This window comes from Nanhaiella sioensis, from assembly GCF_046557775.1.
In the GTDB taxonomy this organism is placed as follows: Bacteria; Bacillota; Bacilli; order Bacillales; family SM2101; genus Nanhaiella; species Nanhaiella sioensis.
Genome location: NZ_JBKAEG010000001.1, coordinates 4,007,924 through 4,027,645 on the forward strand (window position 1 = coordinate 4,007,924; position 19,722 = coordinate 4,027,645).

Genomic DNA, 19,722 nt, shown 5'->3' on the forward strand with positions numbered 1-19,722 from the left:
TATTATAATAACAACGTTAACGAAAAGAGCCTTAGTTAAAGGATTTTTCGTAATGATATTTTCTTTACGTCCCAAGTTATAAACACGTGTATATCTAGCCATCGTGGCATCTTTTCTTCTCAAAAGACTGTTCCAATCACATATACATATCAGAGTTTTAACAATTAGTGAAAAAAAAGACAAAATTAACGAAAAGAGCCTTAGTTAATAACAATTTATGTTGAAACAACCAATGTAATAAAGAAATGTCCCCATATATGTTATAATAAATAGTGCTTAATAATAGGAATATTTGGGGGATAACAATGGCAAGCTATACGCCGATGATACAACAATATTTAAAGATAAAGGCAGATTATCAGGATGCCTTTTTATTTTTTCGTCTTGGGGATTTTTATGAAATGTTTTTTGATGATGCAGTCAATGCATCCAAGGTGTTAGAGATCGCATTAACGAGTAGAGATGGTGGAGACCAACAGCGCATTCCGATGTGTGGAGTTCCACACCATGCTGCAAGCGGATATATTGAACAATTAATAACAAAAGGGTATAAAGTAGCAGTTTGTGAGCAAGTTGAAGATCCAAAACAAGCAAAAGGTGTTGTTAAGCGTGAAGTAGTTCAGCTCATTACACCGGGTACAGTGATGGAAGGCAAGGGAGTTATAGAAAAAGATAATAATTTCCTTTCATCAATATCGATGTTTGATGATAATAGTTTCGGTCTTTCTCACATCGATTTAACAACTGGCGAGAGCAAAGTTACCATTATTTCGCAGCAATTCAATGATGTAATTAACGAAATTTATTCAATAAATGCAAAAGAAGTTGTTGTTGCTTCACAATTTCCAGAAGAGCTAAAAATAAAATTATTAGAACGATGCCAATTAACATTTTCATTCGAAGATAATATCATCCTCGATAATGAATTTTTGAACATTGTAAACAAATTACATGATGACAAGCTAACACATACAGTTAGCCGTTTAATAAATTATTTAAAGAAAACACAAAAACGCAGTTTAGAACATTTGCAAGAAGTCCAAGTATATGAAACAAATCAATTTATGAAAATAGATTACTTTTCAAAAAGGAATTTAGAGCTAACAGAAACAATTCGAGGTAAAGGGAAAAAGGGTTCTTTACTGTGGTTGCTTGATGATACGATGACAGCGATGGGAGGACGACGCCTTAAGCAATGGTTAGACAAACCCCTCATCAATAAAGAAGCGATAGATAACCGCTTAAACATGGTGGAGACTTTTATTAATTCATATTTTGAGCGAATTGAGCTTCGGGATATGTTGAAGGAAATTTATGATTTAGAGCGTTTGGCAGGTCGAGTAGCCTTTGGGAATGTAAATGCAAGAGATCTAGTCCAACTAAAAAAGTCATTACAACAAATACCTGCAATAAAGCAATTATTAACAACACTAGATCATGCTTACTGTGGTGAACTTGCTGAAAAAATTGATCCGTGTGAACAAGTGACAGTTTTGTTAGAAGCTTCTTTGCGTGAAAACCCACCACTTACGATTAAGGAGGGTGACATCATTGCAGATGGATATGATTCGACCCTTGATAAATTAAGAGATGCTAGTAAGAATGGCAAATCATGGTTAGCGGCTCTAGAAAAACAAGAACGTGAGCTAACAGGCATAAAATCGTTGAAAGTTGGTTATAACCGGGTATTTGGCTACTATATTGAAGTAACTAAGGCAAATCTTCATTTATTAGCAGAAGGAAGATATGAGCGTAAACAAACATTAACAAACGCAGAGAGGTTTATTACGCCTGAGTTAAAAGAAAAAGAAGCTTTAATACTTGAAGCAGAAGAAAAAATTGTTGAAGTAGAGTACGAGCTATTCCTTCATATTCGTGAACAAGTAAAAAATAATATTTCTCGTATTCAGCAATTGGCTCAAATTATTAGTGAACTCGATGTATTGCAATGCTTTGCGACAGTTAGTGAGGAAAGACATTATTGTAAGCCAGCTTTCTCTCATAATGGAGAGGTCTTTCTCAAAGATGGACGTCACCCCGTCGTAGAGAAAGTACTACAACTTCAGCAGTACGTACCGAATGATTGTGTGATGAATGATGATAGAGAGATACTATTAATTACTGGTCCAAATATGTCAGGGAAAAGCACGTATATGAGACAAATTGCTTTAACGTCTATTCTTGCTCAGATTGGTTGTTACGTTCCAGCCCAAGAAGCTGTACTGCCGATCTTTGATCAGGTTTTCACTCGTATTGGTGCAGCTGATGATCTTATTTCTGGTCAAAGTACGTTTATGGTAGAAATGCTAGAAGCAAATAATGCCATAATGAATGCCTCTAAAGATAGTTTAATCTTATTTGATGAAATTGGTAGAGGTACATCAACTTATGACGGCATGGCACTTGCACAAGCTATAATTGAATATATTCATAACAACATCGGTGCGAAGATGCTATTCTCAACTCATTATCATGAATTGACAGTACTAGAGAATGATTTAGCAAAATTACAAAATATTCATGTGAGTGCAATAGAGGAACATGGGAAAGTAGTGTTCCTCCATAAAATAAAAGAAGGTGCAGCTGATAGAAGCTATGGTATACATGTTGCACAATTAGCTGATCTTCCAGACGCTTTAATCGATCGTGCAAAATCGGTACTAGCTATACTTGAAAAAGCAAGTGAATCAGAACCTAATACTAAAGTGGAGCATGCTGTTCCTAAAGAACAATTATCATTATTTGTTCAAGAAGAAACGACAAATAAAATTGAAGAAAAACTCTCTACGAAAGAAAAGCGGATGTTAAAAGATATAAAATCACTTGATTTACTAGACATGACACCTATGGATGCAATAAATAAATTATATGAAATTCAAAAGAAATTGAAGTGATTTTTATAAGTGGACAAAACGAAAAATGCAAGCTAACCGAGTTAATCGCGTTCATAAACAATTTTCAAGCAGTCTAGACTGCATTTTTTCGTATTTTTTTGATTAGCAGTTTCCCATTGATTGTTGCTTTTCGCTCTAAGATATAAACGCGTATCTATCTTGTGCTCGTGGGGCATCTCTTTAATTGTTACAATTATTGCTTTCATAAACTCAGCATGCTGTCTGTTTTTTGTGAAAATAGCTACTAAATTTACGAAAAGAGCCTTTATAAAAGATAAGATTGGAGGTGATATTGTGGGGAAAATTATTGAATTAGATGATCAGCTTGCTAATAAAATCGCAGCAGGGGAAGTAGTTGAGAGACCAGCCTCAGTTGTAAAAGAATTGGTTGAAAATGCAATAGATGCGCATAGCACTGTTATCGAAATTGAACTAGAAGAGGCAGGATTAGCAAAAATTCGAGTGATTGATAATGGGGATGGCATCGAACCAGATGATTGCCTTGTGGCTTTTTCACGTCATGCTACGAGTAAAATCATAGATGAAAATGACCTGTTTAGAATACGGACGCTTGGATTCAGAGGTGAAGCATTACCCAGTATTGCTTCCGTATCCGAGCTAGAGATGAAGACGAGTACTGGTGAAGAAGCGGGTACGTATATTTCAATTAAAGGTGGTGAGCTCGCTAGTCATCATCGTACTGATAGTCGTAAAGGCACGGATATAACAGTGTCTAATTTGTTTTATAATACACCAGCTAGATTAAAATATATGAAAACGATCAATACCGAGTTAGGTAATATTACTGATATCGTTAATCGTCTAGCTTTAGCATACCCATCAATTTCATTTAAATTAATCCATAATGGAAAAAAACTACTTTTAACAAATGGTAATGGTAATTTGAAACAAGTAATAGCAGCGATATATGGAGTATCTATTGCTAAGAAAATGATTCCAATATCGATTCAATCTTTAGATTTTGAGGTGAAGGGATTCATTTCATTACCTGAACTTACGAGAGCATCTAGGAATTACATCTCTACGATGATAAATGGGAGATATATTAAAAACTACTCTATTGTGAAAGCAATTCAAAACGGTTATCATACATTACTACCAATCGGTAGATATCCAATTATTGTATTGGAAATTAACATGGACCCTTTATTAATAGATGTAAATGTCCATCCTTCGAAACTTGAGGTGCGACTTAGTAAGGAGTCTGAGCTAAACGACTTAATAGGATCACAGATTGAAAAAGAATTTAAAACTAAGCAGCTCATTCCTGAAGCAAACCCATTTACAAAGAGAACAGAACGAACAGTTCAACAAGATTTTACGTTGGAACATCATGCATTAAGTAACGATACACATGGTGAGCCTGTTTTGCCTGTAGAAAAGAAAACAGGTATTCATTCACAAAGTGAAAACGTGGTTAATGTCATTAAGGAAAATGAAGATGAGTTTATGCATGATGAAATTAGTGCTTATCATGCGTCACTTGAACCAGAAAGAATACAACTAGATAATGATAACGATGTTTCTGAGATAGAGGAAGAAAAATTAACGGATTTGGATGATTTTGTTACAGATCATACGCAACGTGTCCCACCACTATATCCTATTGGCCAAATGCATGGAACTTACATTTTAGCTCAAAATGAACAAGGTCTTTATATTATCGACCAACATGCTGCTCAAGAAAGAATTAAATATGAATACTATCGTGAAAAAGTCGGTCAAGTAACTTCAGAGGTTCAACAGCTGTTGTTGCCACTAACTTTAGAATATTCACAAGATGAATATGTACTAATAAATGAGCATAAAGAAGAGTTAGCCCAATGTGGGGTGTTGTTAGAGCCTTTTGGACACCATTGTTTTATCGTTCGATCTCACCCGACTTGGTTCCCAGTAGGAGATGAGACAACGATCATAGAGGATATGATTGAGCAAGTGCTACAAATGCAAAAAGTTGATGTAAAAAAACTTCGTGAAGAAGCTGCGATTATGATGAGCTGTAAAGCTTCGATTAAAGCTAATCAACATCTTAAAGAGGAAGAAATTTTTTCTTTACTTGAACAGCTTCGACAATCGAGTGACCCATTTACATGTCCACACGGTAGACCAATCATCATTCATTATACGACCTATGAAATGGAAAAAATGTTTAAACGAGTTATGTAAGTTTAAACAATGAGTAATAAGAATTAACAAGGCTAATATAATAGTGCTATGCCGACTCAACAAAAGTCAATAAACACTTTTGTCTCCAGAATGTTGATTATTTTGCGACCCTAGTCGTAAACTGTGCTGCTCCCATACTAAATTAGATATTCAATGCGCTGTTTATTTAAGGAATAACCTGCGAGCTATATAATTGCGTGTATCGTTCTTGTTCGATAAACATCAGTCATTGTGAAAACAGCTTATATATCATCATGTTTAGCTTAATGGGAGCAAATCTACCTTAGCCTAAAAAAAATGAAAAATATAATGGAGAGACTCACGCTGTCCTTTTGCAACTTTTATGTAAAATGGTCTTATTCTCTACTTTTATACATTCACGTTTGCTTAAAAGATTTTTGCTAATATAAGGTGATTAGTGATTTATAACGAAAGCGTTATCATGTCTGGAGAATATAAAATTATTGTGTAGAGTTGTTAAAAAGTATTCATTTTTGGTTATACTATATGAATGTTTAATTAACAAAATTGGATATGTTATGATTTGACTGCAATAGATATAGAAAGTAGTGATCATTAGTTGAATGAAACAGAACAAAAAGTTGTTGTGATTGTAGGTCCGACAGCTGTTGGAAAAACAAAATTAAGCATAGAGCTAGCGAAAAAGTTAAATGGGGAGATTATTAGTGGTGACTCTATGCAAATATATCGGGGAATGGATATTGGTACTGCAAAAATAAAACGAGAAGAGATGGAAGGGATCGAGCATCATTTAATTGATATTAAAGATCCTCATGAATCTTTTTCTGTAGCAGAATTTCAAATGATCGTTCGAGGTTTAATTAGCGATATCCAGTCACGAGGGAAGCTTCCGATGATTGTAGGAGGTACTGGTTTATACATTCAAGCGGTTTTGTATGATTACCAATTCTCCAGTCAACCGACTGACCTTTCATATCGTAATCGCTTACAAGCAAAAGCTGATAATGGTGAAGCACATTCGTTATATAATGAACTAAAAAAAGTTGATCCACTCAGTATTGAACGGATTCACCCACATAATGTGAGACGCGTTATACGCGCACTTGAAGTTTACCATGTGACGGGTAAACCAATGTCTGAGTTGCAACAAGACCAGAAACAAGATATATTATATGATAATGCACTTATCGGATTAACCATGGATCGAGCAAAATTATATGATAGAATCAATGCACGCGTGGACCTTATGTTTGATCAAGGTCTTGTGAATGAAGCTCATGATCTTTATGAAAGAGGCATAAGGAATTGCCAATCAATTCAAGCGATAGGTTATAAAGAATTATATGAGCATTTTGACGGCAAAATAACGTTAGCAGATGCGAAAGATAGCTTAAAGCAAAATTCACGACGGTATGCCAAACGACAGTTAACGTGGATTAGAAACAAGATGGACATTGAATGGTTTGATATGACTGATACTAGTCATCTTAATGAAAAGTTAACGGATATTTTCGATTACATAGCAGGAAAGCTCAAACTTTAAGCGAATAATTATGTATATATAGAAAAGAGGAGGACGAAATTATGAAGCAATCAATTAATATTCAAGATCAATTTTTAAATCAAGTTAGAAAAGATGGAGCATTTGTAACAGTTTTCTTATTAAATGGATTTCAATTGAGAGGACAAATAAAAGGATTTGATAATTTTACTGTTTTGCTTGAGACAGAAGGCAAACAGCAATTAATTTATAAACATGCGATCTCAACCTTTGCACCTCAAAAAAATATTCAAATAGATTTTGAATAAATTGTAAGAATAACCTACTAATTAACGTAGGTTATTTTTTTTGAACGAGCTGTTTTCGTAATGATTGTTGTTTTTCTACTAAGGAATAAGCAAGCATACATAGGTTTCACGATACCTTTATCGAATGATAAATTATTGCTTTTCACATTCATTAATGGAGATGTGCAATGAAAAATAATAAAATAGCACTGTACGTTTCTTTAATAGTATGTATTAGTAGGATTTCCGATGCTTTTTCTCTTTATCTTTATTTTCAGGATACTGGGGTTTTCTAGTTGGAGTATTCCACCTTCCTTGACTGCGGGACTTACTGGTTTGATGATCACTCTTAATCAAATTAAAAAGAGGGAAGTCATGGGTAGAGATGAAACCTGTTTATGACATATTAGGGGTGTTTAAGTTATGCATCTAAATGCAATGTTAAAAATTCACCACAATAACTGAACTGCTGAGACCATTATCATGGTGTCATTTTTTATTTTATGGCTGTGTTAATCTTAAAGTTGAATTGAATAAAATTTATGGAAGCCGCCACTATAAGATTTTCATGTTTAATTTACTTCAAAAAGGCTATCATACTTACATTGGAATATACCCCTTTGTCACATAAACAAATATTAAAACAGGAACAAAACTAAAGACCATGAATAAATTGCTTAATGCTATCAATCTATTTTTAGATAAATAGCCTACATAAAATCCTATTGGGTTAAGAAATAACGTTAACACCCCATAAGGTTCTTGGATGTTAAATACTAAATAAGGAACCCAAGAAAGAAGACCGATAAGAAAAATGGTAACAGAAAGCCCAAAATATATTTTTGTTTTCAAAGCGACTTGACTCAATAGTCCCAACACCACCTTTTTACAGAATTAGTTTTTTTAATCTACAATCATTCGTTCTTTGGAGTTTATTTATTGTATGTATCAATTAATTTTTTTCATATCCTAATGAACTCTTGTTCTGATAACCAACTCGTTGAGACTTGAATTTTGACAAGCGTAAACTATCATAAGTGTCTGTCATTTCAAATACAAATGATGTTAATAAAAAGTCATTATTATTGTGTTCTGTACTTTCGTTACTACGACTATCAACAAATAAGAACTAAGCAAGGGAGTGATCAAGGTATTTTGAAGCTACACCCTTAAAACGGACAATCCATTGTTTCATACGAAAGTGGATATTATTTACAATTTTCATATGGTATAGACCTTTAATAACGTGTGTACCATCATTAGCTTTAATTCTATAATGTTTCAAATCCTTTTTCTTTGGCATATGTTTTATCGCCTCTCCAAGCGTCTGTGACGAGTACGTTGTCAGGTGTCATCTTAGAACTAATCATAATATCAATCTGTGTTTTCATAACACGCCCCATACAAGCAACCATGGAGACAGTGCTTTCGAGCGATCTCTGGCAACAAGTACTAAAACCTGTTCGAGACTAATTCCTCTGGTCGGGGAGGGTCAAAAATAATTTAACACTTTGTTTGATAATATTAGCCTTAAAAAGTTAGTTGTTATAGGTTCTGGTGTGGATTGAATTAAAGTAGTAAAAATAAATCGATACTCTTACCTATCCTTTTAAATTTTTCACCAATGTTCTTCCAGGTGTAACCGAGACTATCTTATTGAAATCCTCAGTGTTAACTGGAGTAAACTGCTATTTACATGTGTTACTTGTACAAAAATATAATAAACCTTAATGTCATTTTATTTTATAGCTTTAAGTTTGACAAATTAGACGGGTTAATAGTTGATAATGAATTTAAGAAAAAAATTGCAGAAATTTGTTAATAAGCTATAAACAAAATACACCACTTTTCCTTTGCTATTACAGTTAATATGATTACATATGGAGTTTTGTTATAGGCATTTGTCACAATTTTATTTTTCGTACGTATACTAGTAATGAATGTGAGGTGAAATCGCTTGAATCAACCTATGACGATGAAAAATAATGGTCAAATCAATATTATACTTAATAATCAACAAAAGAAAATTGAGGTTAAACGACATCAACAAACTGATGTATATAATAAGCCGTTCCCTTCTCAACATAATATACTTAAAGAAATTGAAGATGAGCTTCTTTCTCTTGTCGGAATGGAAGAAATCAAACGGATTGTTAAAGAAATATATGCATGGATTTTTATTAATAAGAAACGTGAGGAAGAGGGGCTAAAACCAGGTAAACAAGTGCTGCATATGATGTTCAAAGGTAATCCTGGAACGGGAAAAACAACTGTTGCCAGATTATTGGGGAAACTATTTGTTCGTATGAATGTGTTATCGAAAGGACATCTGATTGAGGCTGAGAGGGCAGATTTAGTAGGAGAATATATTGGGCATACTGCACAAAAAACTCGCGAGCTTATTAAACGTGCTATGGGAGGGATCTTATTTATAGATGAGGCTTACTCACTTGCTCGAGGTGGGGAAAAAGATTTTGGGAAAGAAGCAATTGATACATTAGTCAAGACCAAAGTTTCATTTTCTATGCGGAATCAAATCTTGATTTACCCAAATCCAAATGGAAGGGTGGTAAACACCTTTATAACTGGCAAAAGCATGTAGCAAGTTTGGACAAGCTTATTGAGATGAACCATGAAATGCTAATGACACCAAATGAGATTTTTAAGGAGACTGGCATTGAAACAAAAGACATGGAGATATTGTTCAATAAGTATAATGTGGAATTATTAAAGTTAAAAGAAATTTCACGATTGAAAAGAGAAAAAGACTTTGAGTTGTTATATGACCTTCATTTCATTAAAAATTTATCTTTGAACGAAATATATAGACAATTTGGATTATCTCCACTATATACTAAGCGAGTTTTTGAAGATAAGGGAATTCCACACCAAGGTTTCATTAACCAATGTAAGTAAGCTCTGAGTGGCTGTCAAATTGGACAAACTTTTTCAACACTATTATAAACCTTTAATAGACCCTATTCATTTTAAATAGGGTCTTCTCATTTTAGTTACATCCATAAACCTTTAGCAGAGAATAAATATATTGAGTAGGAAACACTCATTTACAATAAAATAACAATTTTATCGTGAATAAATGCATTAGGATCATAGTTTTATATAATTAATAAAACACAATAATTGACTACCATGAATAGACTCCATTACCCACACAATATGGGGAGGGAGCACATATCATATACTCTGGGTATATTTAGTCTTCCCAATTGATTTCAAAAGCCCTATTCTCAGGTATAGGGCTTTTTAATTTTGTGCTTTACAAAGTACATAATACATAAATAAAAAGTAAAAGGTATTAGATTTGAGGACATTTGAGTAAGTGTGAGAAAGTCAAAAAGCACTCATCTATTGAGTGCTTTTAAAAACAACCAATCAAACGCTTGAAGTGGATGGTTTAATAAAGGGTGTACTTTATTTTATATAAGTTATGTTAGTTATGCTTGTATAAATGTGCTGGGTAAAATAAATCATTTTCCTAATAAACTTAATGGACATTTAGGTTAGTAAACAAATCTAGAATATAGTGAAAGAACACTCAAATATGAGTAACCTAAAATTGGTAAAATAAAAAACACATAATATTACATAAATGGTATAATTAATTGTTATTTCAAAAAAAATGGAGAGGTTAGGTGTTGAAGTGAAAAAAGTGGTCATGTCATGCTTTATATTAATGCTTTTATTCTCTGGTGTTAGTTTTGCAAACGGAAATAATTTTACAGATTCACAGAATACTATTGCAATGGAAAGTACTAACGCTCCTATTCAAGTAGCTAGCTATGAACCTGGAGTGTGTATTGGAGGAACAGAATGTGGCGGTAATTCTGAATATCACCAAGAGAATTTGTGGGGAAAAAAATACATTAAACAAATTATTGTTTACGCTCATGATAGAGTAGGTTCAACCTCAACTGCAAACCTTGAACTGTATATCGATGGTGAATTGGTAGATAGTCAAGCTGTTTTTGAAGAGGGAAGTTTTTTAATCTATAACGTGGAACGAGAAGGAAGTTACATTAGATTCTATTCTGTTCATGAGAATGGCCTGAAACAGGGAGATGAAACGTTTATAGCAACTATAGACGCGTACGTTACGGAAGAAACGGTTGAAGAAGAAGTCCTACTTGCAATGTATAAAAAGGAGGTATGCATCGGGGGAAGTGAATGTGGAGGTAACTCAGCGTATTACGAAGAAAATTTATGGGGACAAAAAAATATAAGGAATATTGTTGTTTATGCCCATGATAAAGTAGGAGACACCTTTACATCTAAACTTGAATTATATATTGATGGAGTATTGATAGATACACAGGGTGTTAAAAACAACGGAAGCTTAATAACTTTTGAGGTAAATCAAGTAGGGGAGCTTGTTCAACTTTATTCAATTAGTAACAGTGTCGATTTGCCTGAAGGAGATGAAACGGTCATTAAAACGATGGATGTGTATTATACAGAGACTGGAACAGATTGATACACAGGGGGTGACAGCTAGTGCGAAGGCATTAAACGAAGAGTATACACTTTGGTATTTAGCAGATGGAAATTTCTATAATTACGCTACAACTAGCGGAAGTTTAACCGGAGGTCTAGATGCTAAATTTGCTTCTATAAGCCTCACTGCTACAAGTACATCAAACCATTTTAAATGTGTTTCTCAGTCGGAAAATATAATAGTAGCTAAATAATATGTTAAAAAAATGTGGTAGAATAGACAAAATCTATACTACCACATTTTTATCGTTATAAACAAAAACTAGGAGACAACTTTTATGAAAAAAATATTGTTAATTATAATTTCAGCAACTTTAGTTTATCTTATTTTTACTTACTCAATTGGACAAGATAACTCACTTGATAACTTAGATGGAAGTGTTTTGAATATTGGTGTATTAGGAACAACACCAAGTATTAAGCTTGATAATGTGGATGAGGACATTATTCATGAAGTCAAGCTGTATGATGCTCTCATGTTAACAGAAGAAGTCTTTCAAGATACCTCTCTTTGAATAGAGTAGGGCATTTCTTATGTTTACTTACCTTTTTTGAAATGTAGTTACGTTGATACATCTACAATTGAAAGTAAGTGATACTCCTTGTTGAATTAGACCCGTGACAGATAATCGATACTGATGGCATCCTAGTCCTGGTTCATCACATACAGTATTGTTAGGGGTTAGTGTATATTGTCCATCCCTATTGTCATTCACTGCGTACCTACACAATGATTTTGTAGTATTCCCTGTAATACGTTCAATTTCATAAAATAAAATAAGGGGGAGGGACGTACCATCTGCTACATCAGCTTGTATGACAACCATTGAATCAATCTTTGCAATCCAATCCTTTTCAGTAACGAGTAGTTTATCGGTTGTCAACGATATAAAAGTTGTTGGATCTGCTCCAACATTAACGCTTGCGAAAGTTATAGGTGTATTATCACATTTACATAATAATTCACTGTTTCCTTTTCCTTTACACCCACAATTAGACATGTAATTTCATTCCTTTCAAATATTAAGATGTAAAAACACATCCCTTGTATTTAATGAATGTCTGACTACTTAGATATGCAACTGTCAATTGTCTATAATGTTCCAATTATTCAAAGGAAACATATTGATTAGTGAGTCGATTAGTCCCAGTTTCTTCAAAAATGAAAAGCTGGAACTATACATATGGTACATCACCGTACTATATAAAATTACGTATACAAAATATAACAATTGCATAATATAAAATACAGCAAGATATTCACTCCATGAAAAAACAGCCCTGCAAAGCATGTGGGGCTGATATATTATTTGTACGTTTATTATATCCTCAAATTTAATCCTGTGTATTTCCTCAAATTTATCCACTACTCTTATATGTTTGTTGAGATGATCTACAAAATGAATATGTCCCATGCATGGTTTAAAAGCTCCATCTTCAAAATACGTTACAGTCACTTCTTGTGTAAACTCCATAGACTCCAGGATTGTATTGTTAATTTCTTCTATTTCATGCGCATCTAAAACAGGATAATTATGTATGAAAAAAATCTTTTATTTTGTAAATATAATTAATACAAAGAAATTCAACTAATAAAATAATACTTTTATTCTAGTCTTTTTCTTAATAATTTCTTACTCTCAATTGATATTGTCCTCCAATATTACCTGCTTGAGAATATACCTTTATTTTATATCTACCAGAACCGTATTTACTCAGGTCAACTGCATACAACCTCTCTTGAGTGTCCGCAGTAGTAGATTCTCCAATTAAACTTCCATCAGGAGCATATACTTTGTATTTATAGTTGTAACCCCCATGTACATTATTTAGGTAGAAATTACATTCTGATCCTTTTGTAACATCTAAATTCACATAATATATAACAGAATCCTTATTAAGTACTTCTTCAACACTTAGTGCAGCCTCTGTTGTATTTTCCACAGGCGTAGAAGCATTCCCCAGTTTATTAAATTCTTCTTCAGATATGTATGGTGCTAACAATATACCAATAATACAAAATACTATTGCTAAGCCAGCCAGTGGAAGGACTCTGAAAACATAATTGTGCCTTTTGTTTGTTTTATTTAAACTTTTCTCTATTCTCTGTCTTAACTCGATTTGTTTTTGAGTATCCCAATGTATGCTCTCATCCAGTTTTTTTACCTGATCAAATGGATACTCCTCAGGACGATTGCTCATAATCATATCCTCCTTTTGATAATTCTTTATGTAGTACTCTCATTGCTCTAGATAAAGTAGATTTTACCTTACTTTCAGTCCATCCTAAGATTTCACCCGTTTCTTTTATTGACAATTCTTCTATTTTCCTAAGAATAATAACTTCCCGATATGTAGGTTTAAGCTTTTTTAGAGCTGTATACAAGTCTCCGAAGCTTTCACTTTTTATGATAATACTTTCTGTAGAAGGGGCAGATTCTTTTTCTATTGATTGTGGATAAAGACGTTCAAAGAAATTTATTTTTTGTCTCCTTAAATAGTCCATGGTTAAATTATGGGCAACCTGAAATATCCATGTTTCGATTTTTTCCATATTTCTAATTTGGTTCAATGAGTTATTTATTTTTACAAACGTATCATGTGTTAAGTCTTCAGATTTATGATAATCATTAGTAAGTGTATAAATAAACTTTAAAATTCTATTACTATAAACATCATATAAGTGAAGAATATCTTTAGTTTTTTTATCCATGGAGTCACCTCTTTACAAGACAATAATTGTATGTCGATTTCTGAAAAAACATATTATTCGACAGGTATATTAATAATTCTATCTTTTTTTTAACAAAAGTGCGACAAATTTCAACTTTATTCGTCTTACATATGTATTAGTAATTTAATATTAAAGGAGTGGTAGGTAGAAGGTTATATCATACATTTTAGGAATAACCTCAAATACATAGTCTCTTGTTTACAATTAGTTTTACAAATAACAATTTTATTATGAGAGGAAGATAGTTTTGAAGAATAAAAAAAGAGGTCTTATTTTAAGCGCTACCATTATTGGTGCTACCGTTTTTTCCTCGAGTTTGCTTCTTAATAAAGAAGATGCTTCGGGGATTCAAATTGAACAAATATCTTCATCAGAACTAACTGAGGTAAAACAAACCAAAACAGAGATTCACGGACTAGTGGAAGTTTATAGTTTCCAAGAATCTGTTGAGATATCTGACCTAATAGCAAAAGTTAGAATTGATGCTCTAGATGAAGAATTATCAAAACCAGCACCAGCAACAATATTTAATGCAACAGTGCTTGAGGTTTTTAAAGGTAATGGTGAACAATTAGATAATATCAATATACTTCAAGAAGGTAATAGTGAATTTATTTTTAATAATATGGAATTATTTGAACCAGGTGAAGAAGTTATTCTTTTCATGGGGCAATCTAAAGAAAATCCAAATAGATATTGGATAAGAAGTGGCGAAGCTAACATTTATAAAATAAAGGAGAAGGAAGTTGTAAAAGAGGCATGGGCGGATGAGTATCTAAATGATATCACCACAAATGTTAAAGAAGTAAAGAATACTAAGAAACAATATTTTGAAGAAGATAAATTCATTAAAAAACTAGTTAAAGAAATAGATAAAATTGAAAAGGAGGAGAAATAAATGAGAAAAAACTATTTTGCTTTAATTGCAACAGTTTTCTTATTAATATTGTCACCAAGCATTTCATCTGCTCATACAAGCGGTCCCGATGGAAGTGAGTCCGAAGGATGGGTTTTGAAGCTTAATGGTCATGCGGGCACTTCTCTTGATAGTTTTTCATTAAATCCAAAAATAACTATTGGTGGAAGTTTGTATAATGAGATTTTAGGTGGAGCGGCAAAATGGGATTCATCTGACGTTAGTTTTTATCACAATTCTTCAGGAAATGGAGTAGGTTACATTTCAACCTTTACTCAACCTGATAGTGACACAATAGCTCAATTTTATGGACGTGACACTAATTCTCAAGGTCACTACATTCGTTGGACAATGGATATCAATGTTCCAAGGTATAATGATTATGACACTGCCGATAGAAAAATAATATTAGCTCACGAATTTGGACATGCAGTTGGTTTAAAAGATTTAAGAGATACTAGTAATAATGACAAATTGATGTATGGTACTACAAAAGAGTGGGATTGGCCGAGCTACCCGACTCCTGCTGATAAAACAGGGGCTAAAGAAGCTAGTAAATAAAATTAATTGAGGATAGTTCTATTTAGGATACTATCCTCTCTTTTGAATTGAAAAGATGTTTAACAACTTATAGTATTAATACTACTTAACTTGTTTTCTTAGTAAGCCATCTTAAAAATAAATTCTGTAGTCTGTAGTTTATTTATCTTTTAATCTAAGAATGTATTGAAGAATCTTGAAAAAGTTTTTATATATTTTAAATCATTAAGTTATTCATCCCATGCTGGAATTCCAGGTATCTTCATATTCCATCTTAATGTTTTTAAGTGTAGCCTCAATAATACCTCTGACTTCTTCTTCACTTAGTTTAATACCAATTTGACTCGCTCTTTCAGATAGCCAATTAGCAGCATGTTTATATTTAGTCTCACCTGAGTATTTATCATAATACTGTTCAGCAAACTTAACTGCAATCTCAGCATATTCTAACACGCTATTAAACTTCTCTGTGTGATTCTTATTTTTTATGTATGTTAATACAAATGGAACTAGTAAACCAACAATCAAATATAAAGCACCTTGAATTATTTCAACCCAGTTTATCGCATCCATATTATTTCTCCTCCTTTTTATTCAATGCCCGTGACAATACAACAGTGTTAAGCCACAATAATTCAGAAACTGTTAACTCTTTCTTCCTAGCTTTTTCAGCCCATTTTGGGTACAACCATCCTTTATCATTTAAAGTTTCCAACGAGTCTGCCAAAACACCATTTTTATAATCATCTAGTTCCAATTTGTCCTCATCTCCTTTTATATTTGTGTTTGCTTTTCTCTTTAAACTATCTAACTCTTTTTGTACCTCACCAACAAACCAATACCAGCCAGTCCATTTACCATTGTCGTACATTAGCCTAGGGCATACCTTTGAACTCCAGTCATAGTGCCTTTTCATTCTATCTACACCCCAATTACGTGCATGGAGCAATTTTGCACATAATTCGATAGTATTTCTTAATGTCTTTTGATAATTACCCGACTCACAGATTTCGATACTTATTGATTTTCGATTTCCTTTACCATATGTACCATCACCAGCATTCCATGAGCTTTCATTTAAAGGGAGACATTCTACTGCATCGAATTCATCGATTGCAATATGATAAGAGGCAGTGCGTTTGTTGCTAGGATTTGTTAGCCAGCCTCGCTCACCTTTAGCATTCGATTTTGGATTTCCTGTGTTATGAATTGTTATGTATTCAGGTGTCATAGGATAAGCAGGTCTTCGGTTATATGGAGTGTTTTTGGGAATATGATCTACAATATAGTTATAAGGCATAATTAAATTCTCCCTTCATCATCATAATTTTCGTATACTTCCTCAGCTTGTTCTGACTCTGACACTGTTGGATCACCTCTTGGTTTACGTATCTCTTGAGTAATCTGCACACCAAAGATACCAGTAGTAACGCCAATAACTACAGGTGTGACTATATCTAATAACTCAAGGTACATTTCATCTAATCTCTTATTAACAAGAATCATAAATAGACCAACTGACACAAAAAGAAAAAAGACTCCAACCGATATAATCAGTAAAAAGTCTTTTTGTGATAAACCATCTTTATCACTAACAAAGGTTCGATATCGATATTTTCTTGGAGGTAAATTCATAAATTTATCACCTCAGTCCTCGTATTCTGTCCAATTTCCATCTGCATCTTTACCATAAATATTGATCCGATTTTGGCCTTCCTGGTAGAGTTCGGTGTAGTCAATTTCTGCTGTAATTTCAGTATTAGAGCTGACGTTTCCACCATCTGCTGCGATCGTGCCTGTGTCTTGTGATGTTCCTAGTACGTTGATTCTCCACTCAGTGACGTCTACATCAAATTGAAACGTCACTTGCGATATATCCTGCCCGTTTTCATCGCTAATTTTTTGTTTATCTAATTGGAAATTAACTACTTTCGGTGCTTCTGGGACAGAAACTTCTAATCCAATATCTTTTCCAACTAAGTTATTTTGTAAAACTTCTTCTTCACTTAATGGACGGTTATAGATTCTGAGGTATGATATTGTGCCATCATAATCATAAAAACTATAATCAGGGTGTTTTCCAATCGCAAATCCTTGAAATATTTCAGCAGGTATATTTTCTTTATATGTTGACCATGTTCCACCATTTAAAAATCTATAAATTGTTAATCCTTTATTATTATCATTGTTAAAAGATAGGACAAATTTTGCAGGTACATCTGGAATACTCCTCAAAATATCCCAGTCCCCATAAGTATCAATTCTCTGTGCTCTAGTAACATATTTACCATTAGATTTTCCAAAATAATAATATTCATCTGAGGAAAATGTATGAAATATTCTACCACTTTTATCAGCAGTAAGTGGGTCAAAATCTACTTCTATAGTAAAATTCAAGAGATTTTGCATATCACTAATAAGGCATATGTCCTTTTGAGCATCAAAAAATATTCCATCATCAGTCCATATTGCACCATCAACAACTCCATCAAATTGTCCAATAGTGCTTGGTGCAATATTTTTCCAAGTAGTGCCTTCAAATCCTTCTTGGTAATGATAATATGCTATCAATCCATCTGTAATTATCATATCAAATCACCTAATTATCTGACTGTCATTTACTACAACAGTACTTGAATCTTCTAATTCTACTATGTACTTCTCATTAACAATTTCTACAATTGTCCCTCGCACTTTCTTTGTGCCTACATAAAAAATAATACTTTCTCCAATATTCATAATGACACCTCCTATAAAAATGAAGTGCAAAAACTTTTCCTTTTCAAGTTAACGATACCATCAGTTTCTCCGTACCATTCATAGTGCAATGTTTCATTTTTATTTGCTATCGTCTTGTAAGGATATCTATACATCCCCACATCAATTTTTTCTACACTTGTGATTTCTTCGATTTTTTCTTGCTTGTAATTATATATAATTAATTTTACTAGCTGAGGATCTTCTTCAAATTCACAAGATAGCCAAACTGTATTTCCAGATTGGTATCTGTTTCTCAAGTTCTATCACTCCTTAAGATAATCTGAATCTTGAACTTTTAAACTCTTAATATCATCTGAAATTTCAAGATTAACGGTAGAGTCAGCGATGTCTATAATCCTGTTTCTATCAAACTCATCTTTTATTTCAATTGTCTTTCTGTATATACCAGAAACATTATCAACTTGATCTTTTACTTGAACATTTAGTGTAGCAATACCAGGAGACAATTGATTAAAAGTGACGTAACCAACTAATTCATTATCTCTACTTTGGAGAAAAGTAAATTCGAATCTTTTACCTTTTGAATCAATTACATAAATCTCATGAGAAGATATTTTTTCATTTGCGACAATTTTAATTTCGTTTTCAATGTCTCTTGTTGTATATTGCGGCATGTAAATGTCAAATAGGGGAGGGGTGGTATCTAATTCTATTATGATATAATTTTGCATAATTCAGTAGATACCTCCATGTGTATTATCAAACACTCCATTTACCAGAGTGATCTTTTATGAATACCTTGATAACTTTTTGACCGTCACCACTAGAAGCTTGTTCAATATCATCACCTGTGACTTGAACATTAATTGGTGTGTTTGCAGAATAGCCTTCATCTCCACTTGTATTAACTGATCCATGAGTTGTATCTATCTCAGTGCCTGTGTCATGGGCTGCTCCAGTAGCATTTACTACTTTCACCTTGAATTCTGTAAAGTCTTCGTCTGAAGAGAAAGAGAAGGATGCAACATTTTTGCCGATATTTTTAGAGACAATGCTAACGTCAGGATTTGTTAAAGTAACAGTAGGAATAGTAGTATCAAGGTTGATTGATTCGGAAACTTCCTCCGATTCATTCCATACATCGTCACGAATTTTTAGATAAATAAACTTTTTTTCATCACCATCGGATAACTTTATCTGCTTGCTGTTGTTGTATGAAATCCAGGATGAGTCACCTTTGGCGGTTTGAACACTACTATCATAGGTAGTGTTCACGTCTCCCCAAATCATCATTTGATATCCATCTGTATCACCGTCTGTTGTACCGATAGATAGTGTAACTAGGTGATCGGTCGTATACGCAGCACCCCACTCAATACTTATAGTGGCATTTGAGGGAGCAGTAGTATCTAATGTAAGATAGAAATAATTAGCCAATTTTTACACTC

General features: G+C 33.2%; 23 protein-coding genes and 1 pseudogene. 10 read left to right on the forward strand and 14 right to left on the reverse strand.

Annotated features, from left to right (window positions below; genetic code table 11):
- The first annotated feature begins 305 nt into the window (after positions 1–305).
- The 4 genes from mutS to hfq all read left to right on the forward strand — a co-directional run bounded on the left by mutS (position 306) and on the right by hfq (position 6,872).
- On the forward strand, positions 306–2,894 hold the full coding sequence (mutS, locus tag V1503_RS18675) for a DNA mismatch repair protein MutS (protein ID WP_410628654.1): 2,589 nt from the start codon (positions 306–308) through the stop codon (positions 2,892–2,894).
- Between the two features lie 294 nt (positions 2,895–3,188).
- A complete protein-coding gene (gene mutL / locus V1503_RS18680; RefSeq protein WP_410628655.1) occupies positions 3,189–5,081 on the forward strand; it encodes a DNA mismatch repair endonuclease MutL in 1,893 nt (630 codons plus the stop codon).
- Positions 5,082–5,661: 580 nt separating this feature from the next.
- Positions 5,662–6,606 carry a tRNA (adenosine(37)-N6)-dimethylallyltransferase MiaA gene (miaA, locus tag V1503_RS18685; RefSeq protein ID WP_410628656.1) on the forward strand — a complete coding sequence of 315 codons (945 nt, stop codon included), beginning with the start codon at positions 5,662–5,664 and terminating at the stop codon, positions 6,604–6,606.
- Between the two features lie 41 nt (positions 6,607–6,647).
- Complete coding sequence (gene hfq, locus V1503_RS18690; protein WP_214482767.1) at positions 6,648–6,872, forward strand: RNA chaperone Hfq; 225 nt, start codon at positions 6,648–6,650, stop codon at positions 6,870–6,872.
- A 579-nt stretch (positions 6,873–7,451) separates the two neighbouring features.
- On the opposite strand, the gene V1503_RS18695 is transcribed toward hfq, so the two are convergent.
- Together V1503_RS18695 and V1503_RS18700 are read right to left on the reverse strand one after the other, a co-directional pair.
- Complete coding sequence (locus V1503_RS18695; RefSeq protein ID WP_410628657.1) at positions 7,452–7,718, reverse strand: hypothetical protein; 267 nt, start codon at positions 7,716–7,718, stop codon at positions 7,452–7,454.
- Between the two features lie 85 nt (positions 7,719–7,803).
- Positions 7,804–8,340, reverse strand: a pseudogene (locus V1503_RS18700) (IS1595 family transposase); the annotation flags it as partial.
- 468 nt (positions 8,341–8,808) lie between these two features.
- Between V1503_RS18700 and V1503_RS18705 the strand changes: the two are divergent.
- The 4 genes from V1503_RS18705 to V1503_RS18720 all read left to right on the forward strand — a co-directional run bounded on the left by V1503_RS18705 (position 8,809) and on the right by V1503_RS18720 (position 11,878).
- Entirely contained in the window at positions 8,809–9,453 is a 645-nt protein-coding gene (locus V1503_RS18705; RefSeq protein WP_410628658.1) for an AAA family ATPase, read from the forward strand.
- Positions 9,454–9,458: 5 nt separating this feature from the next.
- Positions 9,459–9,767 carry an AraC family transcriptional regulator gene (locus V1503_RS18710; protein WP_410628659.1) on the forward strand — a complete coding sequence of 103 codons (309 nt, stop codon included), beginning with the start codon at positions 9,459–9,461 and terminating at the stop codon, positions 9,765–9,767.
- Positions 9,768–10,512: 745 nt separating this feature from the next.
- Positions 10,513–11,343, forward strand: a complete 831-nt coding sequence (locus V1503_RS18715) for a hypothetical protein (protein WP_410628660.1) — start codon at positions 10,513–10,515, stop codon at positions 11,341–11,343.
- Positions 11,344–11,641: 298 nt separating this feature from the next.
- Positions 11,642–11,878 (forward strand): hypothetical protein, encoded by a 237-nt coding sequence (locus V1503_RS18720; RefSeq protein ID WP_410628661.1) that lies wholly within the window; start codon positions 11,642–11,644, stop codon positions 11,876–11,878.
- Positions 11,879–11,905: 27 nt separating this feature from the next.
- On the opposite strand, the gene V1503_RS18725 is transcribed toward V1503_RS18720, so the two are convergent.
- The 4 genes from V1503_RS18725 to V1503_RS18740 form a co-directional block, all read right to left on the reverse strand.
- Positions 11,906–12,364 carry a hypothetical protein gene (locus V1503_RS18725; protein ID WP_410628662.1) on the reverse strand — a complete coding sequence of 153 codons (459 nt, stop codon included), beginning with the start codon at positions 12,362–12,364 and terminating at the stop codon, positions 11,906–11,908.
- A gap of 84 nt (positions 12,365–12,448) precedes the next feature.
- A complete protein-coding gene (locus V1503_RS18730; protein ID WP_410629470.1) occupies positions 12,449–12,913 on the reverse strand; it encodes a YolD-like family protein in 465 nt (154 codons plus the stop codon).
- 73 nt (positions 12,914–12,986) lie between these two features.
- Positions 12,987–13,565 (reverse strand): hypothetical protein, encoded by a 579-nt coding sequence (locus V1503_RS18735; RefSeq protein WP_410628663.1) that lies wholly within the window; start codon positions 13,563–13,565, stop codon positions 12,987–12,989.
- The gene (locus tag V1503_RS18740) at positions 13,549–14,076 is read right to left on the reverse strand and encodes an RNA polymerase sigma factor (protein ID WP_410628664.1); all 528 of its coding nucleotides are present in this window, start codon (positions 14,074–14,076) and stop codon (positions 13,549–13,551) included. The genes V1503_RS18735 and V1503_RS18740 overlap by 17 nt, the downstream gene beginning before the upstream one ends.
- Positions 14,077–14,344: 268 nt before the next feature.
- On the opposite strand from V1503_RS18740, the gene V1503_RS18745 reads away from it, so the two are divergent.
- Positions 14,345–14,995: a hypothetical protein gene (locus tag V1503_RS18745; protein ID WP_410628665.1), complete on the forward strand. Its 651-nt coding sequence runs from the start codon at positions 14,345–14,347 to the stop codon at positions 14,993–14,995.
- Entirely contained in the window at positions 14,996–15,574 is a 579-nt protein-coding gene (locus V1503_RS18750; protein WP_410628666.1) for a hypothetical protein, read from the forward strand. It abuts the gene before it with no gap.
- A gap of 213 nt (positions 15,575–15,787) precedes the next feature.
- Here the strand turns inward: V1503_RS18750 and V1503_RS18755 are convergent, their stop codons facing one another.
- The 8 genes from V1503_RS18755 to V1503_RS18790 are packed head-to-tail and all read right to left on the reverse strand — an operon-like array spanning position 15,788 to position 19,711.
- Positions 15,788–16,126, reverse strand: coding sequence for a phage holin (locus V1503_RS18755; RefSeq protein ID WP_410628667.1), 339 nt, complete (start codon positions 16,124–16,126; stop codon positions 15,788–15,790).
- 1 nt (position 16,127) lies between these two features.
- On the reverse strand, positions 16,128–16,853 hold the full coding sequence (locus V1503_RS18760; RefSeq protein WP_410628668.1) for a peptidoglycan recognition protein family protein: 726 nt from the start codon (positions 16,851–16,853) through the stop codon (positions 16,128–16,130).
- A gap of 2 nt (positions 16,854–16,855) precedes the next feature.
- The gene (locus tag V1503_RS18765; protein WP_410628669.1) at positions 16,856–17,188 is read right to left on the reverse strand and encodes a hypothetical protein; all 333 of its coding nucleotides are present in this window, start codon (positions 17,186–17,188) and stop codon (positions 16,856–16,858) included.
- A gap of 12 nt (positions 17,189–17,200) precedes the next feature.
- Positions 17,201–18,142 carry a LamG-like jellyroll fold domain-containing protein gene (locus V1503_RS18770; protein WP_410628670.1) on the reverse strand — a complete coding sequence of 314 codons (942 nt, stop codon included), beginning with the start codon at positions 18,140–18,142 and terminating at the stop codon, positions 17,201–17,203.
- 6 nt (positions 18,143–18,148) lie between these two features.
- Positions 18,149–18,292: a hypothetical protein gene (locus V1503_RS18775; RefSeq protein ID WP_410628671.1), complete on the reverse strand. Its 144-nt coding sequence runs from the start codon at positions 18,290–18,292 to the stop codon at positions 18,149–18,151.
- A gap of 11 nt (positions 18,293–18,303) precedes the next feature.
- Complete coding sequence (locus V1503_RS18780) at positions 18,304–18,570, reverse strand: hypothetical protein (RefSeq protein WP_410628672.1); 267 nt, start codon at positions 18,568–18,570, stop codon at positions 18,304–18,306.
- A gap of 6 nt (positions 18,571–18,576) precedes the next feature.
- Complete coding sequence (locus V1503_RS18785) at positions 18,577–19,005, reverse strand: hypothetical protein (RefSeq protein ID WP_410628673.1); 429 nt, start codon at positions 19,003–19,005, stop codon at positions 18,577–18,579.
- A gap of 28 nt (positions 19,006–19,033) precedes the next feature.
- Positions 19,034–19,711 carry a hypothetical protein gene (locus V1503_RS18790; RefSeq protein WP_410628674.1) on the reverse strand — a complete coding sequence of 226 codons (678 nt, stop codon included), beginning with the start codon at positions 19,709–19,711 and terminating at the stop codon, positions 19,034–19,036.
- Between the last annotated feature and the right edge of the window lie 11 nt (positions 19,712–19,722).

Excerpts from the sequence above, each read along its gene's own strand:
- V1503_RS18740 (WP_410628664.1), bottom strand. The coding sequence starts at position 14,076 with ATGGATAAAAAAACTAAAGATATTCTTCACTTATATGATGTTTATAGT.
- hfq (WP_214482767.1), top strand. The coding sequence starts at position 6,648 with ATGAAGCAATCAATTAATATTCAAGATCAATTTTTAAATCAAGTTAGA.
- V1503_RS18765 (WP_410628669.1), bottom strand. The coding sequence starts at position 17,188 with ATGAATTTACCTCCAAGAAAATATCGATATCGAACCTTTGTTAGTGAT.
- V1503_RS18785 (WP_410628673.1), bottom strand. The coding sequence starts at position 19,005 with ATGCAAAATTATATCATAATAGAATTAGATACCACCCCTCCCCTATTT.
- V1503_RS18760 (WP_410628668.1), bottom strand. The coding sequence starts at position 16,853 with ATGCCTTATAACTATATTGTAGATCATATTCCCAAAAACACTCCATAT.
- V1503_RS18775 (WP_410628671.1), bottom strand. The coding sequence starts at position 18,292 with ATGAATATTGGAGAAAGTATTATTTTTTATGTAGGCACAAAGAAAGTG.
- V1503_RS18720 (WP_410628661.1), top strand. The coding sequence starts at position 11,642 with ATGAAAAAAATATTGTTAATTATAATTTCAGCAACTTTAGTTTATCTT.
- V1503_RS18770 (WP_410628670.1), bottom strand. The coding sequence starts at position 18,142 with ATGATAATTACAGATGGATTGATAGCATATTATCATTACCAAGAAGGA.
- V1503_RS18735 (WP_410628663.1), bottom strand. The coding sequence starts at position 13,565 with ATGAGCAATCGTCCTGAGGAGTATCCATTTGATCAGGTAAAAAAACTG.
- mutS (WP_410628654.1), top strand. The coding sequence starts at position 306 with ATGGCAAGCTATACGCCGATGATACAACAATATTTAAAGATAAAGGCA.
- V1503_RS18750 (WP_410628666.1), top strand. The coding sequence starts at position 14,996 with ATGAGAAAAAACTATTTTGCTTTAATTGCAACAGTTTTCTTATTAATA.
- V1503_RS18725 (WP_410628662.1), bottom strand. The coding sequence starts at position 12,364 with ATGTCTAATTGTGGGTGTAAAGGAAAAGGAAACAGTGAATTATTATGT.
- V1503_RS18755 (WP_410628667.1), bottom strand. The coding sequence starts at position 16,126 with ATGGATGCGATAAACTGGGTTGAAATAATTCAAGGTGCTTTATATTTG.